Source organism: Mycobacterium terramassiliense (assembly GCF_900157385.1).
Taxonomy (GTDB): Bacteria; Actinomycetota; Actinomycetes; order Mycobacteriales; family Mycobacteriaceae; genus Mycobacterium; species Mycobacterium terramassiliense.
The window spans coordinates 1,183,796-1,206,521 of the sequence record NZ_LT717701.1 but is presented as its reverse complement, the minus strand read 5'-3'; the positions used below and the strand labels follow the sequence as shown (position 1 = coordinate 1,206,521).

The 22,726-nt window shown below is 63.0% G+C and carries 17 protein-coding genes; 11 read left to right on the top strand and 6 right to left on the bottom strand.

All coding sequences use genetic code 11. The features are described from left to right. Positions 1-223: 223 nt before the first annotated feature. Entirely contained in the window at positions 224-1,894 is a 1,671-nt protein-coding gene (locus MTAB308_RS20450; RefSeq protein WP_077101614.1) for an acyl-CoA synthetase, read from the top strand. A gap of 294 nt (positions 1,895-2,188) precedes the next feature. Here MTAB308_RS20450 and MTAB308_RS20445 read toward each other — a convergent pair whose 3' ends face one another. Further along, a complete protein-coding gene (locus tag MTAB308_RS20445) occupies positions 2,189-2,998 on the bottom strand; it encodes an SDR family NAD(P)-dependent oxidoreductase (RefSeq protein ID WP_077101612.1) in 810 nt (269 codons plus the stop codon). Positions 2,999-3,729: 731 nt separating this feature from the next. Here MTAB308_RS20445 and MTAB308_RS20440 point away from each other — a divergent pair. From MTAB308_RS20440 to MTAB308_RS20430, 3 genes are all read left to right on the top strand, one after another. After that, positions 3,730-4,383 (top strand): TetR/AcrR family transcriptional regulator, encoded by a 654-nt coding sequence (locus tag MTAB308_RS20440; RefSeq protein WP_077101610.1) that lies wholly within the window; start codon positions 3,730-3,732, stop codon positions 4,381-4,383. 192 nt (positions 4,384-4,575) lie between these two features. Then, positions 4,576-5,007 carry a PNPOx family protein gene (locus MTAB308_RS20435; RefSeq protein WP_077101608.1) on the top strand — a complete coding sequence of 144 codons (432 nt, stop codon included), beginning with the start codon at positions 4,576-4,578 and terminating at the stop codon, positions 5,005-5,007. 44 nt (positions 5,008-5,051) lie between these two features. Next, positions 5,052-6,671 (top strand): FAD-dependent monooxygenase, encoded by a 1,620-nt coding sequence (locus MTAB308_RS20430; protein WP_077101606.1) that lies wholly within the window; start codon positions 5,052-5,054, stop codon positions 6,669-6,671. Positions 6,672-7,367: 696 nt separating this feature from the next. Here MTAB308_RS20430 and MTAB308_RS29035 read toward each other — a convergent pair. From MTAB308_RS29035 to MTAB308_RS20420, 3 genes are all read right to left on the bottom strand, one after another. After that, positions 7,368-7,676, bottom strand: coding sequence for a hypothetical protein (locus MTAB308_RS29035; protein WP_157900988.1), 309 nt, complete (start codon positions 7,674-7,676; stop codon positions 7,368-7,370). A gap of 191 nt (positions 7,677-7,867) precedes the next feature. Further along, positions 7,868-9,037 carry an NDMA-dependent alcohol dehydrogenase gene (locus tag MTAB308_RS20425; RefSeq protein ID WP_077101604.1) on the bottom strand — a complete coding sequence of 390 codons (1,170 nt, stop codon included), beginning with the start codon at positions 9,035-9,037 and terminating at the stop codon, positions 7,868-7,870. Positions 9,038-9,841: 804 nt separating this feature from the next. Further along, positions 9,842-10,897, bottom strand: coding sequence for an LLM class F420-dependent oxidoreductase (locus MTAB308_RS20420; protein WP_077101602.1), 1,056 nt, complete (start codon positions 10,895-10,897; stop codon positions 9,842-9,844). A 204-nt stretch (positions 10,898-11,101) separates the two neighbouring features. Between MTAB308_RS20420 and MTAB308_RS20415 the strand changes: the two genes are divergently transcribed. Continuing rightward, positions 11,102-12,349: a cytochrome P450 gene (locus MTAB308_RS20415; RefSeq protein ID WP_077101600.1), complete on the top strand. Its 1,248-nt coding sequence runs from the start codon at positions 11,102-11,104 to the stop codon at positions 12,347-12,349. 284 nt (positions 12,350-12,633) lie between these two features. Here the strand turns inward: MTAB308_RS20415 and MTAB308_RS20410 are convergent, their stop codons facing one another. Further along, positions 12,634-13,722 carry an S-(hydroxymethyl)mycothiol dehydrogenase gene (locus MTAB308_RS20410; RefSeq protein WP_077101598.1) on the bottom strand — a complete coding sequence of 363 codons (1,089 nt, stop codon included), beginning with the start codon at positions 13,720-13,722 and terminating at the stop codon, positions 12,634-12,636. A gap of 713 nt (positions 13,723-14,435) precedes the next feature. Between MTAB308_RS20410 and MTAB308_RS20405 the strand changes: the two genes are divergently transcribed. Further along, a complete protein-coding gene (locus MTAB308_RS20405; protein ID WP_077104566.1) occupies positions 14,436-15,290 on the top strand; it encodes an LLM class F420-dependent oxidoreductase in 855 nt (284 codons plus the stop codon). A gap of 313 nt (positions 15,291-15,603) precedes the next feature. Here MTAB308_RS20405 and MTAB308_RS20400 read toward each other — a convergent pair whose 3' ends face one another. After that, positions 15,604-16,242 (bottom strand): TetR/AcrR family transcriptional regulator, encoded by a 639-nt coding sequence (locus tag MTAB308_RS20400; RefSeq protein ID WP_077101596.1) that lies wholly within the window; start codon positions 16,240-16,242, stop codon positions 15,604-15,606. Between the two features lie 587 nt (positions 16,243-16,829). Here MTAB308_RS20400 and MTAB308_RS20395 point away from each other — a divergent pair. The 5 genes from MTAB308_RS20395 to fadD1 all read left to right on the top strand — a co-directional run bounded on the left by MTAB308_RS20395 (position 16,830) and on the right by fadD1 (position 22,356). Further along, complete coding sequence (locus MTAB308_RS20395; RefSeq protein WP_077101594.1) at positions 16,830-17,978, top strand: LLM class flavin-dependent oxidoreductase; 1,149 nt, start codon at positions 16,830-16,832, stop codon at positions 17,976-17,978. Between the two features lie 2 nt (positions 17,979-17,980). Next, on the top strand, positions 17,981-18,451 hold the full coding sequence (locus MTAB308_RS20390) for an ester cyclase (protein ID WP_077101592.1): 471 nt from the start codon (positions 17,981-17,983) through the stop codon (positions 18,449-18,451). Beyond that, on the top strand, positions 18,445-19,305 hold the full coding sequence (locus MTAB308_RS20385) for a MaoC family dehydratase (protein ID WP_077101590.1): 861 nt from the start codon (positions 18,445-18,447) through the stop codon (positions 19,303-19,305). The genes MTAB308_RS20390 and MTAB308_RS20385 overlap by 7 nt, the downstream gene beginning before the upstream one ends. 76 nt (positions 19,306-19,381) lie before the next feature. Continuing rightward, positions 19,382-20,464: an NADP-dependent oxidoreductase gene (locus MTAB308_RS20380; RefSeq protein ID WP_108637366.1), complete on the top strand. Its 1,083-nt coding sequence runs from the start codon at positions 19,382-19,384 to the stop codon at positions 20,462-20,464. A gap of 293 nt (positions 20,465-20,757) precedes the next feature. After that, on the top strand, positions 20,758-22,356 hold the full coding sequence (gene fadD1 / locus MTAB308_RS20375; protein WP_077101588.1) for a fatty-acid--CoA ligase FadD1: 1,599 nt from the start codon (positions 20,758-20,760) through the stop codon (positions 22,354-22,356). The last annotated feature ends 370 nt before the right edge of the window (positions 22,357-22,726 follow it).

The window sequence follows — 22,726 nt, the reverse complement described above, 5'->3', positions numbered from 1 at the left end:
GGATCCATCGCGTCAAAGCAACGGGTTACCCGGGGCCATGGCGCGCTGCCGCGCGGGTAGGGACGGTCTGCGACGCTGGATTAGCCTGTGCCATCATCGATCCCACGCGGCGGCCTTCGCCGCCTCCCCGCCATCTCGGCGGATCGTCGAGCAAGGTGATGCGATCACCGACGGCTTCTGCTGGTATCTGTCCCCGTGTGCTCCCGCGCCCAGGGGGCTCCCGGTGAATGGCGTCGTTGATCCTCTAGCACCGCGGTATACCGTCAGCGCTGTCGCCAACGCTATCGCTGCCGCTATCGCCGAGCGGGAATTCATCGTTCAGGGCGATAAGCGCTTGACCTACCTGCAAGTGGTGCATCGGGCCAACCGGCTGGCCCGGTTCTTGAATGGACGTGGACTGGGCTGTCACACCGATCGGCGGGAGTTAGCCAATCACCAGTGCGGTCAGGACCTGCTCGGCATCTATGCGCTCAACGGCAATGAGTACATCGAGGGCATGCTGGCAGCCTTCGGTTCCCGAGTGGCGCCATTTAACATTAATTACCGCTACGTCAAAGACGAATTGACATATCTGCTGGCCGATTCGGGCGCCAGCGCGCTGCTGTATCACGGCACGTTTGCGCCCCGAGTGGCCGAGGTCCTGCCGGAACTGCCGCACGTTCGGGTGCTCATCCAGATCGCCGACGCATCAGATCATGATCTGTTACCGGGCGCGGTCGACTACGAATCGATCGTGGGTTCTGGCCGGGTCGATCCACCAGACGTCACCCCGTCGCCTGATGACCTATACGTGCTCTACACCGGCGGCACCACCGGCAGACCCAAAGGCGTGCTGTGGCGCCAACACGATATCTTCGTTTCCGCCTTCGGGGGCCGTGACTTTCTCACCGGCGAAGTCATCGGTTCGTGCCAGGAGCTCGTCGCGCGAGCCGCCGCAACGGCGCCAGCGAAGATTCTTGTGCTGCCCCCGCTGATGCACGGCGCGGCGCAATGGTCGGTACTCAACGCCATGACCACCGGCCAGACCGTCGTGCTGCCCACCGCGGTGGACCGCATGGACGCTGAGGAGGTGGTCAACCTCATCGACGCCGAACAGATCGTCGTGGTGCAGGCCGTCGGCGACGCGATGGCGCGGCCGGTGCTGGCCGCCGCGGCGCGGCGCGGCGCCGCATTGAGCAGCGTAGCGGTGTGGGCCAACGGTGGGGCAGCCCTAACGTCGGCGATCAAACATCGACTGGCCCAAGTGCGCCCGGGACTGTTGATGATCGACGGTGTGGGCTCCTCTGAGGCTGGCCAGCAGATGCGCCAATTGTCGAGCGGCGATGCCGATCTCAGCAGTAGTTTCACGCCCGGCCCTGACACCTGTGTGGCGTCCGAGGATTTGCGCGCCATCCTAAGCCCAGGTCATGAGGGTATGGGTTGGCTGGCGCAACGCGGATTCGTCCCGTTGGGCTATCTGGGTGATGCCGTGAAAACAGCCGCAACTTTCCCTGAGATCCAGGGGCACCGTTATTCGATTCCCGGTGACCGCGCGCGCCACCTTGCCGACGGGTCGATCGAATTGCTCGGCCGCGATTCGGTCACGATAAATTCCGGCGGCGAAAAGATTTTCGCCGAAGAGGTCGAAGCGGCGATTGCCTCACACCCCGCGGTCGCTGATGTGGTGGTCGCGGCGCGGCCCAGCGAGCGGTGGGGACAAGAAGTCGTCGCGATTGTGGCCCTCACCGGTAGCGCCGATGCCAGCGCACAGCATCTGATAGACCATGCCGCAAAGTCGATCGCACGCTACAAGCTGCCCAAAGCAGTCGTGTTTCGTGACGGCATCGAACGAAGTCCCGCAGGCAAACCCGACTACCGCTGGGCCTATCAACAGGCGCGGAACCCGCCGGGTTAGCCAACTGATTCGCATCTCGTCGTCCCGCCAGCATTTGCGCAGTGCAGCAGGAGAATCGGTATCGAGACTGAGTCTGAGTCTTACAGTGAACTGGGCGCGCACCGCGTAGCAAAATGCCACTGACCGTCAGCGACCCACACGATGTCCTCGCCAACCGATTGTCTCCAGGAGCCTCCCTTAGAACAGGCGGACCATGAGCAGGGCCGACCGGGAAGATCGCATCGGACAACTGCGACCGGTCTGAGCCGGCATCCGGCGGTCAAGTCGTAACTCTGCAGTGCGCCCTGCCAGCTGTCATGTCACGTCTTTCCACTCCTCCCAGACCGCGATTCGGTGCTGGTAGAAGTTCTTAATGACCGGCACCATCTTGGAATCGAAGATCACGCGGCGCGGAGGCCTCGGTGCGTCAACGACTTTGAGTAACGCTGCAGCCGTCGGCTCCGGGTCATTTGGCTCACCCAAAATGTCGGCCAGCGCAGCCGCCGATTCCTGGTGCCCGCGGGCGTAATGGGGCATTTGGTCGGGCCGCTTGGCGGACGATCCTGCAAAGTCAGTCGCAAATAGGCCGGGTTCGACGAGGGTGACATGGATACCGAATGGTTCGATCTCAGAAGCCAGCGCGTCGCTGAAACCCTCCAATGCGAATTTCGAGGCACAGTACAGTCCGGCATCGCCCAGCGTGAAAAGACCAGCGACCGAGGAGATCTGGATGATGTGGCCGCTGCGCTGTTTACGCATGAATGGCAACGCTGCTTGCGTGATCCACACGGCACCAAAGAAATTCGCTTCCATCTGATCACGGACTTCACCTTCGGAAAGTTCTTCGATGAAGCCAAGCTGCCCGTAACCGGCATTGTTTACCACGACGTCGAGCCGGCCAAAGTGGGCAAAAGCTGCGGCCACACAGCTGAAGTCACCGTCACGGTCAGTCACATCGAGTTCCAGCGGCAGCATTGCATCGCCGAAGCGCTCGCGCAGATCGGTGAGCGTCGTGGTGTCGCGCGCGGTCGCGGCAACCTTGTCTCCTCGTTCCAATGCCGCCAACGCCCACATCCGGCCAAACCCCCGCGAGACCCCGGTAATGAACCACACTTTCCCTGCCATATCTAGCTCTCCATTCCACATCGTATGAACTAGCGCAGTGTTGACCCCACGACTTACAGGTTTGGCTGACCCGCGCGCATCAACGAATGCGAACCTCACCTCGGACACGCAGTCGCCGAACTCGGCCTTCCAACGCTCGGTGACGTTCCCCAGCCACTGTCCACTCAAGACGGTTGGCATGCTTGTCGTCAGGCGCACCGAATTTGATTGATACTGCAGAAGCAACCGACCAGTGTCGACAACCACGTCCCAGCAGCATGCCAAGCGCTGCAAGCGCCGTCGGCCGGCCGGTGTGCTAGCCCGCCGGCCAATACCCTGACACCTCTTGATGGAGGTTGGCCGGCGGCCCTCCCCCGATGTCGCCCGCGGCCCATGTGTCCGGCACAGTGCCGTCCAGCGCATCAGCGCGCCCGGGTCGGGCCGCGCGCAGCCACCACGGCGGTCCACGCGGCGCCCAACGAGCCATATCGAGACTGACTCTGAGTCTTACGGGTTACGCGGTGAAGTCATTCGAACAAGACCACATTGGCGCGCGGGAATGGCGGCGCTCCCGTTCGTTCCGCCTGGCCGCTGATGACGCGTCCGCGGCGGATCTGCCCTCCCGGCGGCGATCGTTAGCTCTGGGCGCAAAATGCTGTGTATCCACCCTCGTCTTTTGCGGCGAGATTGCCGGCCCGGCTAGGTTGAGACGGAACAGCTTCGTCTTGCTCTAAAGTGAGGGACCGACCTGCATGAGTACCGACAGCGTTGGAGGCGGTCAGGCGGCACGCACAACGCGCCGACAACCAGCAGGGAGAAATGCGGGACGCTTTGATCCCTCTCTTGATGCCGCCATCCTCGATGCGGCGCTGCAAGGGCTCGGCGAGCTTGGCTATGACCGGATGAGCATGGACGATATCGCGTCGCGCGCTGGGGTGGGTAAGGCCGCGATCTATCGGCGCTGGTCGTCGAAGGCCATGGTGGTGGCCGAGGCGATCGCGCATTGGCGATATGGACTTCGACCTGTCGAGCCACCGAATACCGGGAGTCTGCGCGGCGACATCGACGCGGTGGCAGCCATGGTGCCGGACTACGATGAAGCCACTCTGAGCACGGTCAAGGTGATCGTCGGCGCGGCGACGGCGGCGATGAACCATCCCGTCCTCGCGGCGGCGCTGGATGACCTTGCGCTGTCCACGCCGCGTCAGATCATCAAGGCGCTTCTTGACCAGGCCGTGACCCGGGGCGAGATTCCCTCGGGTCGCGATTTGACTGTGATACCCGACGCCTTCGTGGGCCTCAACATCCTGCGCGTGATGACGGGACGGCCGGTCGATCGGGTATTCGTTCGGCGTGCCCTCGAGGGATTGTTGCTGACGCTTACACCCACCGACGCCGGCGAGTAGCGCATCTCGGAGCGGCCTAGGCGACGAACCTCCGTACGTTGCATGCGGCCGGGATCCGTGGCATCCTTCATACGGAACGGAACTGACACGTTCTGTCTATGATATGAGAGCGGCGATAGGAAGCGAGCCAGCCGCATGGAGCCTCGCAACCGACTGATTTATTTGCTAGGGATAGTGATAGCGGTACCCGTCGTGACCGCGGCGGGGTTGTATCTCCTGTTACTCGCCGTCTCACCGCTGCTGCGGGTGAAGTGGTTCAGCGACAGGATCCGCCGGTGCACCAAGACGGCGAACCGTCCGATGCGACGGATCGCCGGAACCCGCGTGGGAATGCTCTACTTCAACCTCGCTGCTCTGCATCACGTGGGGCGGCGCAGCGGACAAAGCTACGTGACCCCGCTGAGCGCGTACCGCCTCGGCGACGGTTTCGTGTTGGGGGTGGCATACCCCGAAGTCGATTGGTGCCGCAACGTCCTGGCCGCCGGGAAATGCGCGCTCACCTGGAATGGCAAAGAGTACGCGCTGGAAAGGCCTGAACTTATCCCCGCGGGTCAGGCGATGAAGGCTTATCCGCCGCTGGTAAAGCCGTTTATCGCCGGCCCGGGAACGAAGGCTTTCCTGTAGCTGCATCCTGCCGGCGTCGCCGAATCCGTGGAAGGAAAATGAGTATGAACGTCACGCGTGTTCCTGTGCTTATCGTCGGCGCGGGCGTCGGCGGGCTGGCGATGTCGGCACTGCTGGCCAAGGACGGAGTTCATTCCCTGCTGGTCGAACGGCGGGCTGAGGTCTTCGTCTATCCGAAAGCTCGCAACGTCGGCTTCCGCACCTTCGAGATCCTGCGCCGTCTCGGTGTCAGCGATGCGGTCCACGCCGTCGCCGAGCACCCTTCGGACACGGTGGTTAAGGCGACCGTGAACGGTGCAATAGAAGAACCAGCCGTGGCGATGAACGCCCTTGTCTCCGGAATGGTTTCGGAGTTTGAGGGGCTAAGCCCAGAGCCTTCCGTGCAGTTCTGCCCGCAGAGCAGGACCGAGCCGATCCTGCTCGCACACGCTCGCCACCATGGCAGTCAGGTGCGCTATGGGACAGAGTTGTCATTCTTCGAGCAGGACGACACAGGCATCACAGCGGTTGTGCGCGAACGCGATTCAGGAAAGTCCGAAACGCTGCGCGCCGACTACCTGGTCGCCGCCGACGGTGTCCACAGCCCGGTCCGAGAGACACTGGGCATCAGCACGTCCGGGTCGGGTGTGTGGCCGCTGTACTCCATCCTCATTTACTTTCGGGCGCCGTGGCGCAAACTCGTCCCTAACCTGGGCGATGGGGACGTTCTGCAAATCAGAAACGCCGAGGTGGACGGGCTATTCGTCTCGACTGACAGTGACCTTGGGGTGTTCGTGATCACCTATTTCCCTGAACGCGGGGAAACCGCCGAACAATTCACCCCGGACCGTTGCCACGAGCTGCTCCTCACGGCCATCGGTGAACAGATTCCTGTCGAGATCATCGACATCATGCGCTGGCAACCAGCCGAACAGGTGGCCGACCAATTCCAGTGCGGGCGTGTGTTTCTTGTCGGCGACTCGGCGCACACCATACCGCCGTTTCGGGCCGGGGGAGCCAACATCGCCATCCAGAGCGCCGACAACCTGGCCTGGAAGCTCGCCGCCGTCGTGAACGGCGTGGCCGGACCCGAGTTGCTGAGCACCTACCACACCGAGCGGCACCCCATCGGGCGTTTCTGCGCCCGCCAGTCATGCACCGGGCCGCAGCTTGAAGCCCTGCGGTTCGACAACGACAGCGTGACGTTGCCGCCGGAGGAAAAAGCATCGAATTTCGCGGTGGTCATCGGCTACCAATACCGGTCGGCCGCGATCGTGAATGGTGATGCGGCTGCGGCAGATCCAGGCACCGTAGCGCTCGTCGACGACTTGCACGCACAACCCGGCACTCGCATCCCACACGTCTGGGTACATCGCGACGGGCAGCGTATCTCGACCCTCGACCTGCTCGCTCCCGGGTTCACCCTGCTCACCGGGGCGGACGGGGTGCGGTGGACCGCCGCGGCGACATCGTCGTCCGACACCTTGGGTGTGCCGATCACCGCCCATTACATCGACGACACCGTTGACCCCGATGGCGCCTGGGCGGCTGCCAGCGGACTCAAGCCCGACGGGGCGGTCTTGGTCCGCCCAGACGATTTCGTCGGCTGGCGTGCCGACAGTCTCCCCGCCGACCCGGACAAAGAACTGCGCCAAGCACTTTCGGCCATCCTTGCCCGGAGCTGACCGGCGCCGCCGTCCCTACCGCCAATCCATAGAGGCGCGCGGTGCAGGCGGGATAAACCACCGGAGCAGTTCCCGTGTAACCAACGTAGTGGAATACCACAGCTAGGTGACTTTCCCCAGCCACTGTCCGCTCCTGACGGTCGGCACGCTGTCGTCGGGCGCACCGAATTTGTTTGATACTGCAGAAGCAAACGACCAGCGTCGACAACCACGTCCCAGCATGCCAAGCGCGCTGCAAGCGAGTCGGCCGGCCCGTGTGCTAGCCCGCCGGCCCCAATACCCTGACACTCTTGATGGAGGTCGGTCGGCGGGCCTCACTGATGTCGCCCGCGGCAGATGTCCGGCACAGTGCCGTCCAGCGCATCAGCGCGCCCGGGTCGGGCCGCGCAGCCACCACGGCGGTCCACGCAGCGCCCAACGAGCCATGACGCCGTCGCGGTGATCGTCAGTTAGGGCAATGCTGAGGTGCTGCGGACCGCGTCGGTCAGCTGCGGCTGCCGTGTGGGCACGTTCCTGGGCGTCGGGATGACGCGGACTGCCTGGGCGCCAAATTGCTTGAACTCACTGATGGTCGGCACCCTGGTCGCAGGGTCGGCTCTGTTGTCCTCCGAGGCCTTCCACCCGTCAACGGGAGCCCGGCGGCGTCGGTGGATAGCAGGGTGATCTGTGGGCCAGGCATGGGTTTGGGCATTCAGGCTAGTCACAGCGTAGGGCACCAGGCTGGCTAGCTGAATCAGGTGCGATCCACACAATGTTGCGAAAACCCTTGGTGTCAACCGGGTTTGGCGACCAGCGGTCCCGCGGCTTAACGGCGAATACGCAGCCGGCGTTACGAAGGCCGCTTTGATCGCCCGCCGGCTCGATGATCCCCGCCGACACCAGCTGACGAAACATCTCGTCGCCACCGGTGGGCTCGTCGAACCGAGAACGGCGTAGACACAGCACGCCACCGTAGAGCTGAGCGCGTCGCCGCAGACCGTCAGCGAGCCGCGCGATGTCGTCCACGCTTGTTAACGAGGCTCGCCCGACACTCTGCTGAGCGCACCGGGCGCGATGCGGTCGTTGGTGGTCGTGACTTACGGCGCGCTCGGTCTCGTCGCAAGACGAGTGATCGATACCTTACTCATGAAGCCGTGGTGCAAGTGCGCGCGATGCGCACTGCGGTCGGCGGGCGAAAGCGTAGTGCGCGCGCTGGGTCAGTCCTGGGGGAATTGGATGACACCGCGGATGTTTCGACCCGCCCGCATATCGGCGATTGCCTCGTTAATCTGGTCGAGTCGGTAGCGACGAGTCACTAATTCGTCCAATTTCAATGCGCCGCTTTGATACATGGACAGCAACATAGGCATACTTGCACGCGGATTCATACCGCCGTACAGGACTCCTTTGAGTTGCTTGTGCGAATAAGTCATCTCGGCAAGCATCAACGGCACCGAGAGCTCCTCGATGGGCACGATGCCTGTCAGTACGCAAGTGCCGCCCTTGCGAGTCAACGCCATGGACACCGGTATGAGATCGGCGTGGACGACCCCGGCGGTTATGATGACCCGATCGGCCATAACGCCACGAGTGAGTTCCCGCACCAAATCCAACGATTCGACGGCCGAAGGGCACGTGTGTGTGGCGCCGAACGACGGCGCCATATCTCGTTTGGCTTCGACAGGGTCCACACCGACGACAACCTTTGCGCCGGCAGCTCTTGCGCCTTGCACCGCGTTCATCCCGACACCACCGGTACCGATCACGACGACTGTGTCACCCGGCGCGGTTTGGGCGCTTATGGTTGCCGACCCCCATCCGGTGGGCACACCGCACGACACGAGCGCAGCCGCGTCAAACGGAATAGATTCGTCGATTTTGATCACGGAACGCGCGGAGGCCACAACGTACTCGGCAAAGGTACCGACCTGCATCATGGCCATCAAGTCTTCACCGTCAAAGTGTCGCCGGGTAGTGCCGTCTGTCGTCATGGCTTTGTCGTTGATACGGGCTCCAACGTCGCACAGATAGCTCTGACCGCTTACACACCAGCTGCAGTTGCCACAAGCTGGCAGAAAGGAAATCCCAACGTGGTCACCGCTTTTCAGTCCGGTTACCCCCGTTCCGACCTCTGTGATTATCCCGGCACCTTCGTGCCCACCCAGCAGCGGGAACAAATCTGGGACCAAGGCTCCGCCCGCGCGCATCAATTCGGCAAGATCGGCGCTGGGCACGGTATCACCGGTAGCGAAGTGGTCATCGGAATGACAGATGCCGGCAGAGACCATCTTCACCAGGACCTCCCCCGCTCCGGGGGGATCGAGATCGATGTCGTGGACCCCCCACTCGTGGCCGACTCCCCGAAGTATTGCGGCCTGACACTTCACCGTGTTCCCCTTCGCCTATAACTGCCTTTCGTCAACACGAAGGCCTGGTGCCTGGTACCGGTGGACGCAGCGGGCCACACTGAAGGCCACTGGCCCATGCACTGACGCCCTCCGACCGAAGCTCGGTTGCAGCGTTGTTCAGGCATTCTTCGGCTACGTCGGACAGAACGACGGGCACGCCGTGATGTCCGAACTCGCGTGCCATCCCCACCCTGGCCCCCGACGCGCCGGCGGCAACTGTGACCTTCGATTCAAGGGTGTCCACGACGATTACGCCGCCCTGGTAGAGCAACACCGACTGCCGAAGAACGGGATCCGACGTTCGATCTGGGGCAGCGCTGCGCACTTGAGTTACCTTACATATCGCAAGGTAATACTGTGGGAGGATGCGGACGTGAATATGGCGGGCACGCCGCCATCAGTCTGCGAAACGCCCTAGAGCGCTGAGGGCCTGGGGACTGCGACGACAGGCGCGCCATCGCCAGCCGGGCTGCAGTTCAGTTTCCGATGGCGACATGCCGTTTGGGCCGGTGAGTTTCGACCCGCTTGTGTGCCAACGGAATGGGTGGATGCGTTCATCTGGTCGTGGTGGGCTCGGGTTCAGTGTTAATGACATCGAGCTGCGGAGCGGACGTTGGTGGCGTTCGGGCGGCCGCGTGCGGGAGGTCGCCGGCGAGGACATCCACCGAGTCGGTAGAGAGTTGGCCGCCGGGGCCGGGGCGGCATCGACGCAGCGCGAACATGTCCCAACTTGACCGGCGGTTTCGATGCTCACCACCAGCGCCGTCGCGGGGCTGTGCCTTTTTACGAGGTTACTTGGCGGGAATGGTGGGTGAGCTGGGCCAGCCGCTGGACGTCGTCGCGGCTGTTGCCACTGACCAGCATCATGGTGACGCCGGCGGCTTCCCATTTCGCGATCTGCTCGCCGACGTAGCTGAGGTCGCCGACGATGGCGGTGTCCTCGACGAGTTCGTCCGGGATGATCTTTGCGGCTTCGTCTTTGCGGTCCCCGCGGAACAATTTGGTGATGTCGTCGACTACCTGGGCGTAGCCCATGCGCCGATACAGGTTGGCGTGGAAGTTGGTGTCTTGCGCGCCCATGCCGCCCAGGTACAGCGCCAGGTAGGGTTTCATCAATTCGAAGGTCGCCGCTCGGTCGTCGGTGATGACGACCGGGGCGGTGGCGCAGATTTCGAAGTCGGCTCGGCCGCGCCGAGCGGTGGGGCGGGCAAAGCCCTCATCGAGCCATTCGTTGTACATCGGCGCGAGCCGCGGACTGTAAAAGATCGGCAGCCAGCCGTCGCCAATTTCTGCGGCCAGCGCGACGTTGTGGGGGCCCTCAGCGCCCAGCATGATCGGGATATCGGCACGCAGCGGATGCACGATGGGCTTGAGTGCCTTGCCCAACCCTGTAGTGTCGGCGCCGGTGCGCGGCAGCGGATAGTGTGGGCCGGCACTGCTCACCGGGGCCTGGCGGGCCCACACCTGCCGAAGGATGTCGATGTATTCGCGGGTTCGGGCCAGTGGCCTGGGAAAGGTCGCGCCGTACCAGCCTTCGACGACTTGAGGGCCGGAGACCCCTAGCCCGAGGATATGGCGGCCCCCCGAGAGGTGATCGAGGGTTAACGCGGCCATGGCGCACGCGGTTGGGGTGCGCGCCGACAGCTGCACCACGGAGGTGCCCAGCCGCACGCGGCTGGTCTCGCGGCCCCACCAGGCCAGCGGCGTGTAGGCGTCTGATCCCCACGCCTCGGCGGTAAAGACGGCATCAAAGCCGGTCTCCTCGGCGGCCGCGACGAGTTCGGCATGGTTGCTCGGCGGATGGGCGCTCCAGTATCCGAGTTGAAGTCCCAGCTTCATTGCTGTCCCTCTCTGAAAGTGGTTGCACCCATGGTTCCGAATCGCTGGGCAGAAGCCGGGCTGCGCGAGACGGTCTGCTGACATGTTGTCCACCTTGCCCGGGACTCAACACAGCTTACTTTACATGATGTAAGGTAACTCACGACAAGGGCGTGATGTGGCGGTGGCCACTGGAGCGCAACGGGCAGTCACAGGAGTTCTAGCATGACGACAGATCAAGGGATGATCTCGTTTGGTGCAGGTTTCGATTTCACTGATCCCGACTTGCGGTTGCGGGGGTTGCCGCTGCAGGAGTTCGCGACTCTGCGCCGCACGGCTCCGGTGTGGTGGAACGAGCAGGATCCTGATAAGGCCGGCGGGTTTCGCGACGGCGGCTACTGGGTGATCTCTAAACACCGTCATATCCGAGAGATCTCGCGCGATCCGCAGCTGTGGTCGTCGAACATCAACGGCTGTGTCATGCGCTACGTGAACGACGTCTCGCCCGAGGAGATCGAAGCCGCCAAGGCGCTGATGCACAACTCGGATCCACCGGTGCACACGCGGCTACGCAAGCTGATCTCGCGGATGTTTACCCCGCGCAATGTTGCCGCGCTCAAAGAGGGCCTGACCGCCGCCGCGCATCGGATCGTTTCGGCCGCCGCGCAATCAGGTGAGGGCGACTTTGTTAAGGACGTCGCCTACCGGCTGCCGATGAAAGCAATCGCCGATCTGGTGGGCTTCCCCGAGGAAGATCGCGACAAGGTCTTCCACTGGGCCAACGCCATGATGCTCGCGGAGGATCCCGAGCAGGGTGAGGATGCCCGCGCGGCCCTGGTGGAGTTGATGGGCTACTCCTATGTGCTGGCCGAGCAGCGCAGGAAAAACCCCGCCGATGACATCATCACCCGGCTGGTCACCGCCGGGGAGGATGGTGACCAGCTCAGTGAACTTGAATTTGGCTACTTCATCGTGCTACTGGCCACAGCGGGCAACGAGACGACCGCCAATGCGACCGCACTCGGAATGGAGGCGCTGCTGCGCCACCCCGAGCAGTGGGAGCTGTATAAACGCACCCGCGCCGTGACGGCCGCCGACGAAATCATCAGGTGGTCCAGCCCCGTTAACGTCTTCCAACGCACCGCCACCCGTGACACCGAGATCGCCGGTGTGACGATCCGGCGCGGCGAGCGTGTGGGGCTTTTCTACGGCTCAGCCAACTACGACGAGGAGGTGTTCGAGGATCCGTTCACGCTCAACATCGAGCGAAACCCCAACCCGCACCTCGGTTTCGGCGGTACCGGGCCGCACTACTGTATCGGCGCGAATCTGGCGCGTATGGAACTCGATATCATCCTCAACGCCATCGCCGACCACATCCCGGATCTGTGCATGATCGATGAACCCACCCGCGCCAGAGCCGCGTTGACCAACGGGCTCTCGCGGATGCCGGTCAGGTACAACGCTTCCTAGCTGGCATGCGAAGTTGTTGATCGCGGCTGGTTTGCAACGGATGCCAATCGGCTGCCAGCTGATTACCTCGCCCCGGATCTGGCGCAGGGTGATCACCGCTTCCCGGTCTGCGGCCGGTGCTGCGCGCAACGTTGCCCTGCCGACAAGACGATCGATGAGAGCAGCGTTGCCTAGAACGTCTCTTGTTACGGTGTCGAACGCCCGCACCGCCACAACGAAGTCGACTACTTCCGGGCTCACCATGGTCGCTGGGCGCAGACGCGAAGGCATGGTGTGCAAGGCGGTTACTTGAGCATCACCACCGAGCGCAGGACCTGCCCACCGTGCATCTTGTGGAATGCCTCTTCGACGTCATCAAGGCTGATGCGCTCGCTAACGAATTGCTGCAGAGGTAACCGGCCCTGGAGGTAGAGGTCGATCAGGGTCGGAAAGTCACGCTCGGGCAGGCAGTCGCCATACCACGACGACTTTAGTGAGCCGCCGCGGGAGAAGAAGTCGATCAGCGGCACGTCGATCCGCATCTCGGGCGTCGGAACACCCACCAGGACAACGGTTCCCGCGAGGTCACGGGCGTAAAATGCCTGCTTCCACGTCTCGGGCCGACCGACGGCGTCGATCACCACGTCCGCTCCGAAACCGTCGGTCAGCTCTTGGATCGTCTCCACAGGGTCATGTTCCCGGGCGTTGATCGTGTGGGTGGCCCCGAACTCGCGGGCCCACTGCAGCTTCGTGCTGTCGGTATCGATGGCGATGATGCGCCGCGCCCCGACCAGTCGCGCACCGGCGATCGCAGCGTCGCCGACACCGCCGCATCCGATGACGGCCACAGTGTCGTCGCGCGTCACACCGCCGGTGTTGATCGCTGCGCCGATCCCGGCCATCACGCCGCAGCCCAAGAGTCCTGCCACGGCGGGATCAGCACCGGCATCGACCTTGGTGCACTGGCCTTCGTGCACGAGCGTTTTTTCTGCGAAGGCGCCGATGCCCAACGCCGGGGTGAGCGGGGTTCCATCAGTTAATGTCATGGGCTGGTTAGCGTTGAAGGTGTCGAAGCAGTACTGCGGTCGTCCCCTTTTGCATGCCCGGCACTTCCCACACACGGCGCGCCAGTTGAGAATCACGAAGTCGCCCGGGGCCACGGCGGTGACGCCTTCGCCGATGGTCTCGACGGTGCCCGCGGCTTCGTGCCCTAACAGGAACGGAAAGTCATCGTTGATGCCGCCGTCGCGGTAGGTCAAATCGGTATGACACACCCCGCAGGCGACGACGCCCACGACCACTTCACCTGGGCCCGGATCGGGGATCACGACCTCGGTAACCTCCACGGGCTGTCCTTTCTTGCTGGCAATTACGCCGCGCACTATCTGGCTCATAACCTGGCCTTTCGCTTCTCGTTGGGACGCCTGCTGACGATCGGCCCAAATAGCTGTCGTCTTACGCTGTTCAACCCCTGTCCGCGGCGCCTGCCGTTTGAACGCATAGAACCTGATCTGGCTGCACCGCGGCCCTCGCGGTCGCACCCGCCGACGCGACGTCGAGCCCTCGCGGACGTAGCGGGCACCGGAGATTTGGCGGAATTCGGGATGTCGTCATTGCACCGCTGCCAGAACTCCCGCGGGCCCCAAGGCGGGTGCGGACTGCTCGATGAATCTTCTGGACAGGTGTCTATCAGCAAGGGCTTAATCTTGCCCTCTGCGGCGACGAACGACAAATTGTCATCCCCCAAACGTTGAGCAGGCACCGGATGCGCACCGCGCGTGCCCGCATTCGCCCTTGCGCTTGCCGTGAGTGCATCAAGCGCATGCTCGGTAGACTCGCCTGCCGCGGGGCCCGTCATACCGCCCTGTGCCAGAAGTATTTTCGTAACCAGAGTCTGGGTGATGCGACGAGTGAGCAGCGTGGTCATACCCTGTGTCGGCACGGCCCGGTGATCAAGGCGGAGTCCCTTGCCTAGCGCTCACCGTGAGGGCGCCTGACGGGCGATGTCTACCCGTTCGTATCCTGGACTGGTGTCCAGGAGCTTCTCCCATCATGCTCATGCTCGGCGGTCATGCCGTGCAACCTGGTCCGGGGGTTGGTGAGGGCCATGCACTTCAGCCTTGTGCTGTTCACCAGCGATCGCGGCATCACCCCGGCCAAGGCTGCCAAGCTGGCCGAAGACCATGGGTTTCGCACCTTCTACGTGCCCGAACACACCCATATTCCGGTCAAGCGGGGCGCTGCCCATCCGACCACCGGTGACGCATCATTGCCCGACGACCGCTACCTGCGCACGCTGGATCCGTGGGTGAGCCTGGGTGCTGCAGCCGCAGTGACATCGCGGGTGGGCTTGTCAACGGCTGTGGCATTGCCCGTGGAGCACGACCCCATCACGTTGGCAAAGTCGATCGCGACGCTGGATCATCTCTCCGGTGGCCGGGTCAGTCTGGGCGTCGGATTTGGTTGGAACACCGACGAACTTGCCGACCATAGTGTGCCGCCGGGGCGGCGGCGCACGATACTGCGGGAATATCTGGAAGCCATGCGGTCGCTGTGGACTCAGGAAGAAGCGTCTTACGAGGGCGAGTTCGTCAAATTCGGGCCGAGTTGGGCCTGGCCGAAGCCGGCACAACCGCACATCCCGGTGCTTGTTGGCGCTGGCGGCACGGAAAAGAACTTCAAGTGGATCGCCCGCAACGCCGACGGTTGGATCACCACCCCGCGCGACGTCTCAATCGATGAGCCCGTCAAGCTATTCCAGGATGTTTGGGCGGCGGAGCGACGCGATGGGCCGCCGCAGATCGTCGCTCTAGACTTCAAACCCGACGCCGACAAGCTGGCGCGTTGGTCGGAACTGGGCGTGACCGAGGTCTTGTTCGCACTTCCCGACCGCACCGAAGACGACGTGGCTGCCTACGTTGAGCACCTCGCCGCCAAGCTGGCGGCGCTGCACGTCTCCTAGCCTGGGCATCGAGGGCCGGGTTGCCGGATGGTCAGCTGGGTTGGCGACTTTGTCAAGTTGACTATCATGGTCGCTCCCAATCCCCTTCGCCCGCAGCGAGATCGGAGTTCCAGACTTCACTACGACCGGATTAGCTGACTGGTTGGGGTATGCCGAGCGGATTTGCTTGAGTCGGGTTGATGCAGATCGTCGCCGGCGGGGCCGCTGCGTCCTTACGCTCTATGGCGGCCTTTCGAAATCGTGGTCACATGGGATCCTGCGTCAAGCTGTCGGCGGAGTCGGTTCGATTTGCCGGCTGCACAAACAAGGTGCTCTACCGCCGTCGGACCTCGGCGGCCGTACCTGCCCTCAGCGACTCGTCGGCAAGCGCTTGGATGTAACCGGTCAAAACCGTGCGGGCCTCCTGCAGATGCTTGCTCAGCGAGGCTCCAGGAGGTATCGGTGAGGCGAGCAGCGCAAGAGTGATCGTATGGTAGGTGTGTGCTGCCACGCGTCGGCGCGACTTGCTCAGCCGCGGTGCGTAATTGACGATGAACCTCTCGACGTGGGCCATCCACATCTGTTCGACCGCTGGCCCCACTAACATCGCTGCCATGATGGCGCGTGCGCCAGGAATTTCATCGAGCAGCCGCTGCAGGTTAGCGATGAACTCGGCGATCACCACATCGCTGCTGCGGCGGAGACTGTCCGCCGAAAACAGGTCCGCGAACATTTCGGTGCTGCGTTGCTCGCACCGCTGCGCCAGTGTCGTGACAAGAGATTGCTTCTCACCAAAGAACCGGTAAACCGCGCCGATCGACGAACCGGCTCGTTCGGCGATCGCCTCCATGGTCGCCGCTTCCAGACCCACCTCATCGAAGGTGTAGCCGGCCGCCACCAGGATGCGCTCGATCGTTGCGCGGCTACGGGCTTGCACCGCGGGGCGCCGTACGCCCGTACGCACGTCGCTCATAAAGTTCTTTTCCTCACGATGTAGCACGGCTGTCGTCTCTCCCCGATCTGTGAGGGCACCCTCAGATCGGGGAGAGTTCGGCTCACGTGCAGAACTGTAGCCCGAGGTGCGCGGTCGCGAGGTTTCATGACCGAACGCCGCCACGCTGCCAGCCGATCACATCGGCGTTCAGCATCCACGACCCGCCTACCTCCCGATATATCCAATGCAGCACTGCCATTACTACGAGGCTAAAGGCCCGTGTCCGCCGCAGCTGCCCCTGTAGCGCACGGCACGACACGACTCTCGCAGGATCTTTGAAAGCGCTGATACTGAGGATATTCTCGTGTCCTGATCAGCTGTGGCTCGTTGCCGTCAAAGCAGCGCGATCGGGGCGGCTACCGCCCGGCTCCGGGCTGGCTAGGTTGGCCTACACCGGTGTCCCCCAGTTGAGATCAGGACTGCATGCAATGCTCGCACGGTAATGCCCATCCGCCGTGCATTGGAATGGGACGATCTTCCGATTGTGGTTCCCAAACACCTAACACGAGGATAGCCTCGCGTACTGTAGGCATCGGATTGAACGGATCAGTGGCCCAGGAGACGGCATGCGCTTTGGATCATTTATCGCTCCCCTGCACCCGGCGGGGCAAGACCCGACCTACGCGTTAGAACGTGACCTTGACTTGATCGTGGAGTTGGACCGGCTTGGATTCGACGAGGTGTGGGTGGGTGAGCACCATTCGGGTGGCTTCGAAATCATTCCTTGCCCGGAGTTGGTGCTTGCGGTGGCGGCCGAACGCACTCGCCACATCAGGTTGGGCACTGGCGTTGTCTCCTTGCCGTATCACCACCCGCTGACGGTGGCGCACCGCATCGCCCTGCTCGATCATCTCACCAGGGGGCGAGTCATGTTCGGTTGCGGTCCCGGACAACTTGCCTCCGATGCCCGGATGCTGGGGATACCGACCGACGAGTTGAGGCCAAGGATGGTGGAGGCACTCGACGTCGTGGTGCGCCTGTTGAACGGTGAGACGGTGTCGCATGCGAGTTGGTTCACACTCGATGAGGCGCGCCTGCATCTGACGCCGTTCAGCGGCCAAGGCCTGGAACTCGCTGTCACAGGGACTATTTCAGTCACCGGTCCTCGAACGGCCGGTTCCTATGGAGCTGGGCTGTTATCTTTGGCGGCGACCACACCGGCGGGCTTTGGGCTGCTGCGCGCTCACTGGGACGAATATGAGGCGGCAGCCCAAGCTCACGGTCATGTCGCTGACCGCGCGGTCTGGCGCTGCGTTGGTCCTGTCCACCTCGCCGACACGCGCGAGCAGGCCCGCCGTGACATCGAACATGGCATCGTGGCGTTCGCTCGGTATTTCCACCATGTCATCCCGGGCGGAATGTTTTCTGGCACAACCGTCGAGGAGATCCTGCGGTCTAACGATGAGCAGCGCATCGCGATCATCGGGACCCCCGATGACGCCATCGAACGTCTTCAGGAACTCGACGAGCAGTCCGGCGGGTTCGGCACTTTTTTGATGATGGGCCACGAATGGGCGAATCCAGCGGCGACAAAGCGCAGCCTCGAACTGTTTGCCCAGTACGTGATGCCCCGCTTCAACGGCCGTGCCGACGCCGCGGTGCGCTCATGGGCGTGGGTGGACGCCGGCGCTGAGAATCTGGCTGCCGACAACATGGCAGCAATCATGAAAGCGGGCATGCCTGCGTTCGGCGCGTCGCTGGCGGCCGGTCTCTGACCATGACCGTGTCCTGCGATATCGTGCGCCGCCACTACGACATTCTCAATCGCGCTGCTTGGGACGAGTGGTCGCTGCTCCTGGAAGAGGATTTTTTGGTGCACCATGCCAGTGGCGCCGAAGTGCGCGGCCGAGCTGACTACATCGAGGGCGTCAAGCTCTACCGAGCGTCGTTTCCTGACCTGGTCGTCGACGTGCACCGGGTCATTGCACAAGACTGTCTTCTTGCCGCGGACTTCGTCAGCCGCGCCACATTTTCTGCTGACTTCCTTGGCATATCCGCCAACGGGATTCGCTGGCAGCTGGCGGGCATGGGGTTCTACCGCGTCGAGCACAATCGACTTGCCGAAGCGTGGTTCGTTGAGGACGTCACGGGATGGCTTAACACGCTGAGTCAACCGTCGGTCGCGGCCAGCAGCAGCGCCCCGCGGCTGATGGAAAACACTCGGGAAAACACTCGGGTTCGATCATGATCCATCTCGAGGTCGCTTTAGGCGCGGAGCTGCCGCCTGTCGAATTCAGTTGGGCCAGCAGCGATGTGCAGCTGTACAACCTCGCATTGGGCGCAGGCACTGACCCCACCGATCCCGGCGAGCTGAGCTACGTCTGTGATGACACCCCACAGGTGCTTCCCAGCTTCGGCTGCGTGGCGGCGCGGTTTCACGCCACCGAGCCGCCCAACGTGAGCTTTCCAGGTATCGACATCGCGCTGGCCAACGTGCTGCACGCCGGCGAGCAGGTACGAGTGCTTGCCCCGCTGCCCGCTGCGGGCCGCGGGCGCGCGATCACCCGGGTCGCGGACATCTGGGACAAAGAATCGGCGGCAGTCATCGTGCACGAAACGACGGTGACCGATCCCGCCGGCGTCCCGTTGTGGGTCGAACGGCAATCCCTTTTCGCCCGCGGGGAAGGCGGATTCGGCGGACAGCGCGGACCATCCACAACTGTCAACGCGCCGGATCGCAGACCCGACTACACCGTGCGCGTACCGACCCTGCCCCAGCAGGCCTTGCTCTACCGGCTCTGTGGTGACCGCAATCCCATGCACAGCGACACCGACTTCGCCGCTCTTGCCGGCTTTCCCGCCCCGATCTTGCACGGCCTATGCACCTACGGCATGACCTGCAAAGCCATCGCGGATACGGTACTCGGTTCGCGGGTAAGCCGAATACGTTCCTACGGTGCACGATTCGCCGGAGTGGTGTTTCCCGGCGAAACGTTGTGCGTCGACATCTGGACCGAGGACGACCAGATCATCGCCACGGTCACCGCCCCTGACCGGCAAAATGCCCCCGTGTTGTCGAGTGTGCAGATGCGCATCGTCTGACACAGATCCTGCTGCGGCGACACCCCGGAGACCGCCGCCGCATCCCACTAGCCAAAGAAACCGGAGGTCTGCCCCCGTGGCCCAACACCCCAACCGCCAGGTGGTGCTGCGCCGACGTCCGACTGGGCTGCTGCAGCCCGGTGATACCGAACTGGCGAGTCATCCCGCGCCCCAACCCGTCGACGGCGAGGCGCTAGTGCGAACCACCTACGTCGGCGTCGACGCCGCCGTCCGCACCTGGCTCGACGACCGCCCAGGATATCTGCCACCGGTGCAGCCAGGCGAAGTCGTTCGCGCTGCCGGAGTCGGCGAGGTTGTCGAATCCCGCTGTGCCGCCTACCAGGTCGGCGACGTCGTCGCCACGTTGTGCGGCTTCCAGGAGTACGTGCTCATCCGCGACGACCTCTTCACCACACCCGTGCCCAGGGGCGCTGATCAGTTGTCGATGATCTCGGTGTACTGCGGGACTGGGGCCACGGCCTATTTCGGGATGATGGATATCGGCAAGCCCCAACCCGGCCAAACCGTTGTGGTTTCTGCCGCCGCGGGCGCCACCGGCTCGCTGGCGGGCCAAATCGCCAAGGTCGCTGGCGCCCGCGTAATCGGTATCGCGGGCGGCCCACCGAAATGCCGAGCAGTGATCGAGGACTTCGGGTTCGACGGGTGTATCGACTATCGGGCAGGCGAGCTCGGAAATGCTCTGAAACAACACTGTCCGCGTGGTGTCGACGTGTACTTCGATAACGTCGGCGGCCCGATCCTCGACGCGGTGCTCGGCCGGCTCGCCCCACACGCCCGGGTCGTGCTGTGCGGCGTGATTTCCAGCTACCTGTCCGGACACCACCCGGGTCCGGCCAACTACGTCAATCTGCTTTCCAAAACCGCGCTCATGCAGGGATTTAACACCCTAGATAAGTGGGATCGATTCGATGAGGCGTTCGCTGCCCTCAAGCGATGGGAGCAACAAGGACAGCTCGTGCACCGCGAGCACGTCTTCTCTGGCATTGAGTCCTGCGTCGATGCCCTCAATGGGATGTTAACCGGGGCCAACATCGGCAAGGCGGTCGTCAAGATCGCCGAACCGACACCATCTCCACAGCCCACCGCGGCTTCCCGCGGCGCGGCACTGGGCGGCTGCCCCAGCAGTGGAGACACGTGATAACGATGCACGTAGACGGCGGCTTCTAGTTGAGCCGAGAAGCGATCCGTTTGATGAAGTCGCAGCACGATGGGCGATGCGTTTTCATCGGCTCGGCCGCAGGGCTTTCGGGCGTCTGGCCACGATTCCCGCATCGATCCTTGAGGAGGTCGGCCAGCTCGCCCAACGGATTTTGATCAGCCCGACCCGACCGCTGATGCCTACTGACTCACCTCACCACCACAGCGCTGGACCAAACCGACCTCAGCACTGTCCTGGCCGGCCGTCATCACAAAGACCTCGGAAAGAAGACGATGACCCGAATACAAACCATCCAGCAGCTCCTGCTGGCCCGCATGAACGACGAAACAACGGCATTGAAATACGCTGACCGACAATGGACATGGAGCCAACACCTGCACGAGGCGGTCCGGCACGCCACCGGATTGCTCGCGCTGGCCGACCACAGGCGCCCACTGCACATCGGTGCCCTGCTGGGAAACACACCGGACATGTTGAACCAGATCGCCGCGGCCGGCTTCGGCGGCTATGTCCTGTGCGGACTGAACACCACCCGGCGCGGGGAGGCGCTGGCCGCCGACATCAGCCGCTCTGACTGCCAGATCGTTGTCACCGACGCCGAGCACCGACCGCTGCTCGAGGGCTTGACGCTCGGTGACACCCGTGTCCTGGACACTTCCACGCACGAGTGGTCCGAAATCATCAGCGATCAGGGCACGTTCACTCCCTACAAGACGTCCGACCAAACCGACCCATTCATGATGATCTTTACCTCCGGCACCAGTGGCAATCCGAAAGCTGTCCGCGTTTCACACATGATGGTGCTGATGTCGGGTCAGGCGCTCGTCGAGCGATTCGGCTTGACCGGTAACGACACCTGTTATCTGTCGATGCCGCTGTTCCACTCCAACGCCGTAGTTGCCGGCTGGGCCCCGGCGCTGGTCTCCGGCGCATCGATGGCGCCGGCGAAGTTCTCGGCATCAAAGTTTCTCCACGATATTCGTCACTACAACGCGACCTACATGAACTATGTCGGCAAGCCACTGGCCTATATCCTGGACACCCCCCAACGAGCCGACGACGCAGACAACCCGCTCCGTACGGCCTTTGGCAACGAGGCCAACGAAAAAGACATCGATGAATTCAGTCGCCGATTCGCTGTCACGGTGGAAGACGCGTTCGGATCCACCGAAAACGCCGTCATCGTCGTGCGCGAGCCAGGAACGCCACCTGGGTCGATCGGCAAAGGCTTCCCCGGCGTGGCCATCTACCACAGCGAGTCACTCACCGAATGCGCAGTCGCGCGCTTCGATTCACACGGACTCCTTCTCAACCCCAACGACGCAATCGGAGAACTTGTCAACACCACCGGCACTGGATATTTCACCGGTTATTACAACGACCCCGGCGCCGAGGCCGACCGAATGCGGCACGGCATGTACTGGTCGGGTGATCTGGCCTACCGTGACCCTGACGGCTGGATCTACCTGGCTGGACGCACCATCGACTGGATGCGAGTGGACGGAGAAAACCTCGCCGCAGCGCCAATTGAGCGAATCATCCTGCGCTACACGGCGATAAGCCGCGTCGCGGTATACGCCGTCCCCGACGGTCGAGTCGGCGACCAGATCATGGCGACCGTGGTCCTCCACGATGGCACGACCCTGTCACCGGACGAATTCAGCGACTTCTTGGCCGCTCAACCGGACCTGTCGCCCAAGGCGTGGCCGCGCTACATCCAGATAGCAACCGAATTGCCCACCACAGCGACACACAAAGTGCTCAAACGACAATTGATCACTGCCGGCCCCACCGCGGGCAAAGGCGACCTGTGGATACGCCAACCTCGAGGCACCAGGTACATGCGAAGACAAAGAGATCGCGACGAGTGACTTTTGGGGCTGGCATCTGTATTCGCCTTCAGGAATCAGCCGCAAGTTAGGAGAGAACGCGTGTGGTGCCGCGATCGTGTTGAACTCCTCGTCACAAATGTCGACTCCGGCCGTCAAGCCCCCAGCCGCTGCGTGGCAGTTCACCTTCGAGGCTTTTGAGCCAGCGGTGATACGTCGCCCCAGGAGCTCAGCTCGCGACAGACCGCAGCGCAACCCATACCGCCAGCCGGGCAGATCTGCCGAAATCAACTTCTACACAGTCGCTACGGGCTACGCAGCTTCCTCGTCACCATGATCATGTTGATCCTTACCGCCCCATCGTGAGCCGCACGAACTCTCATCCGCGTGGCTCAATCAACCGGGGTGAGGC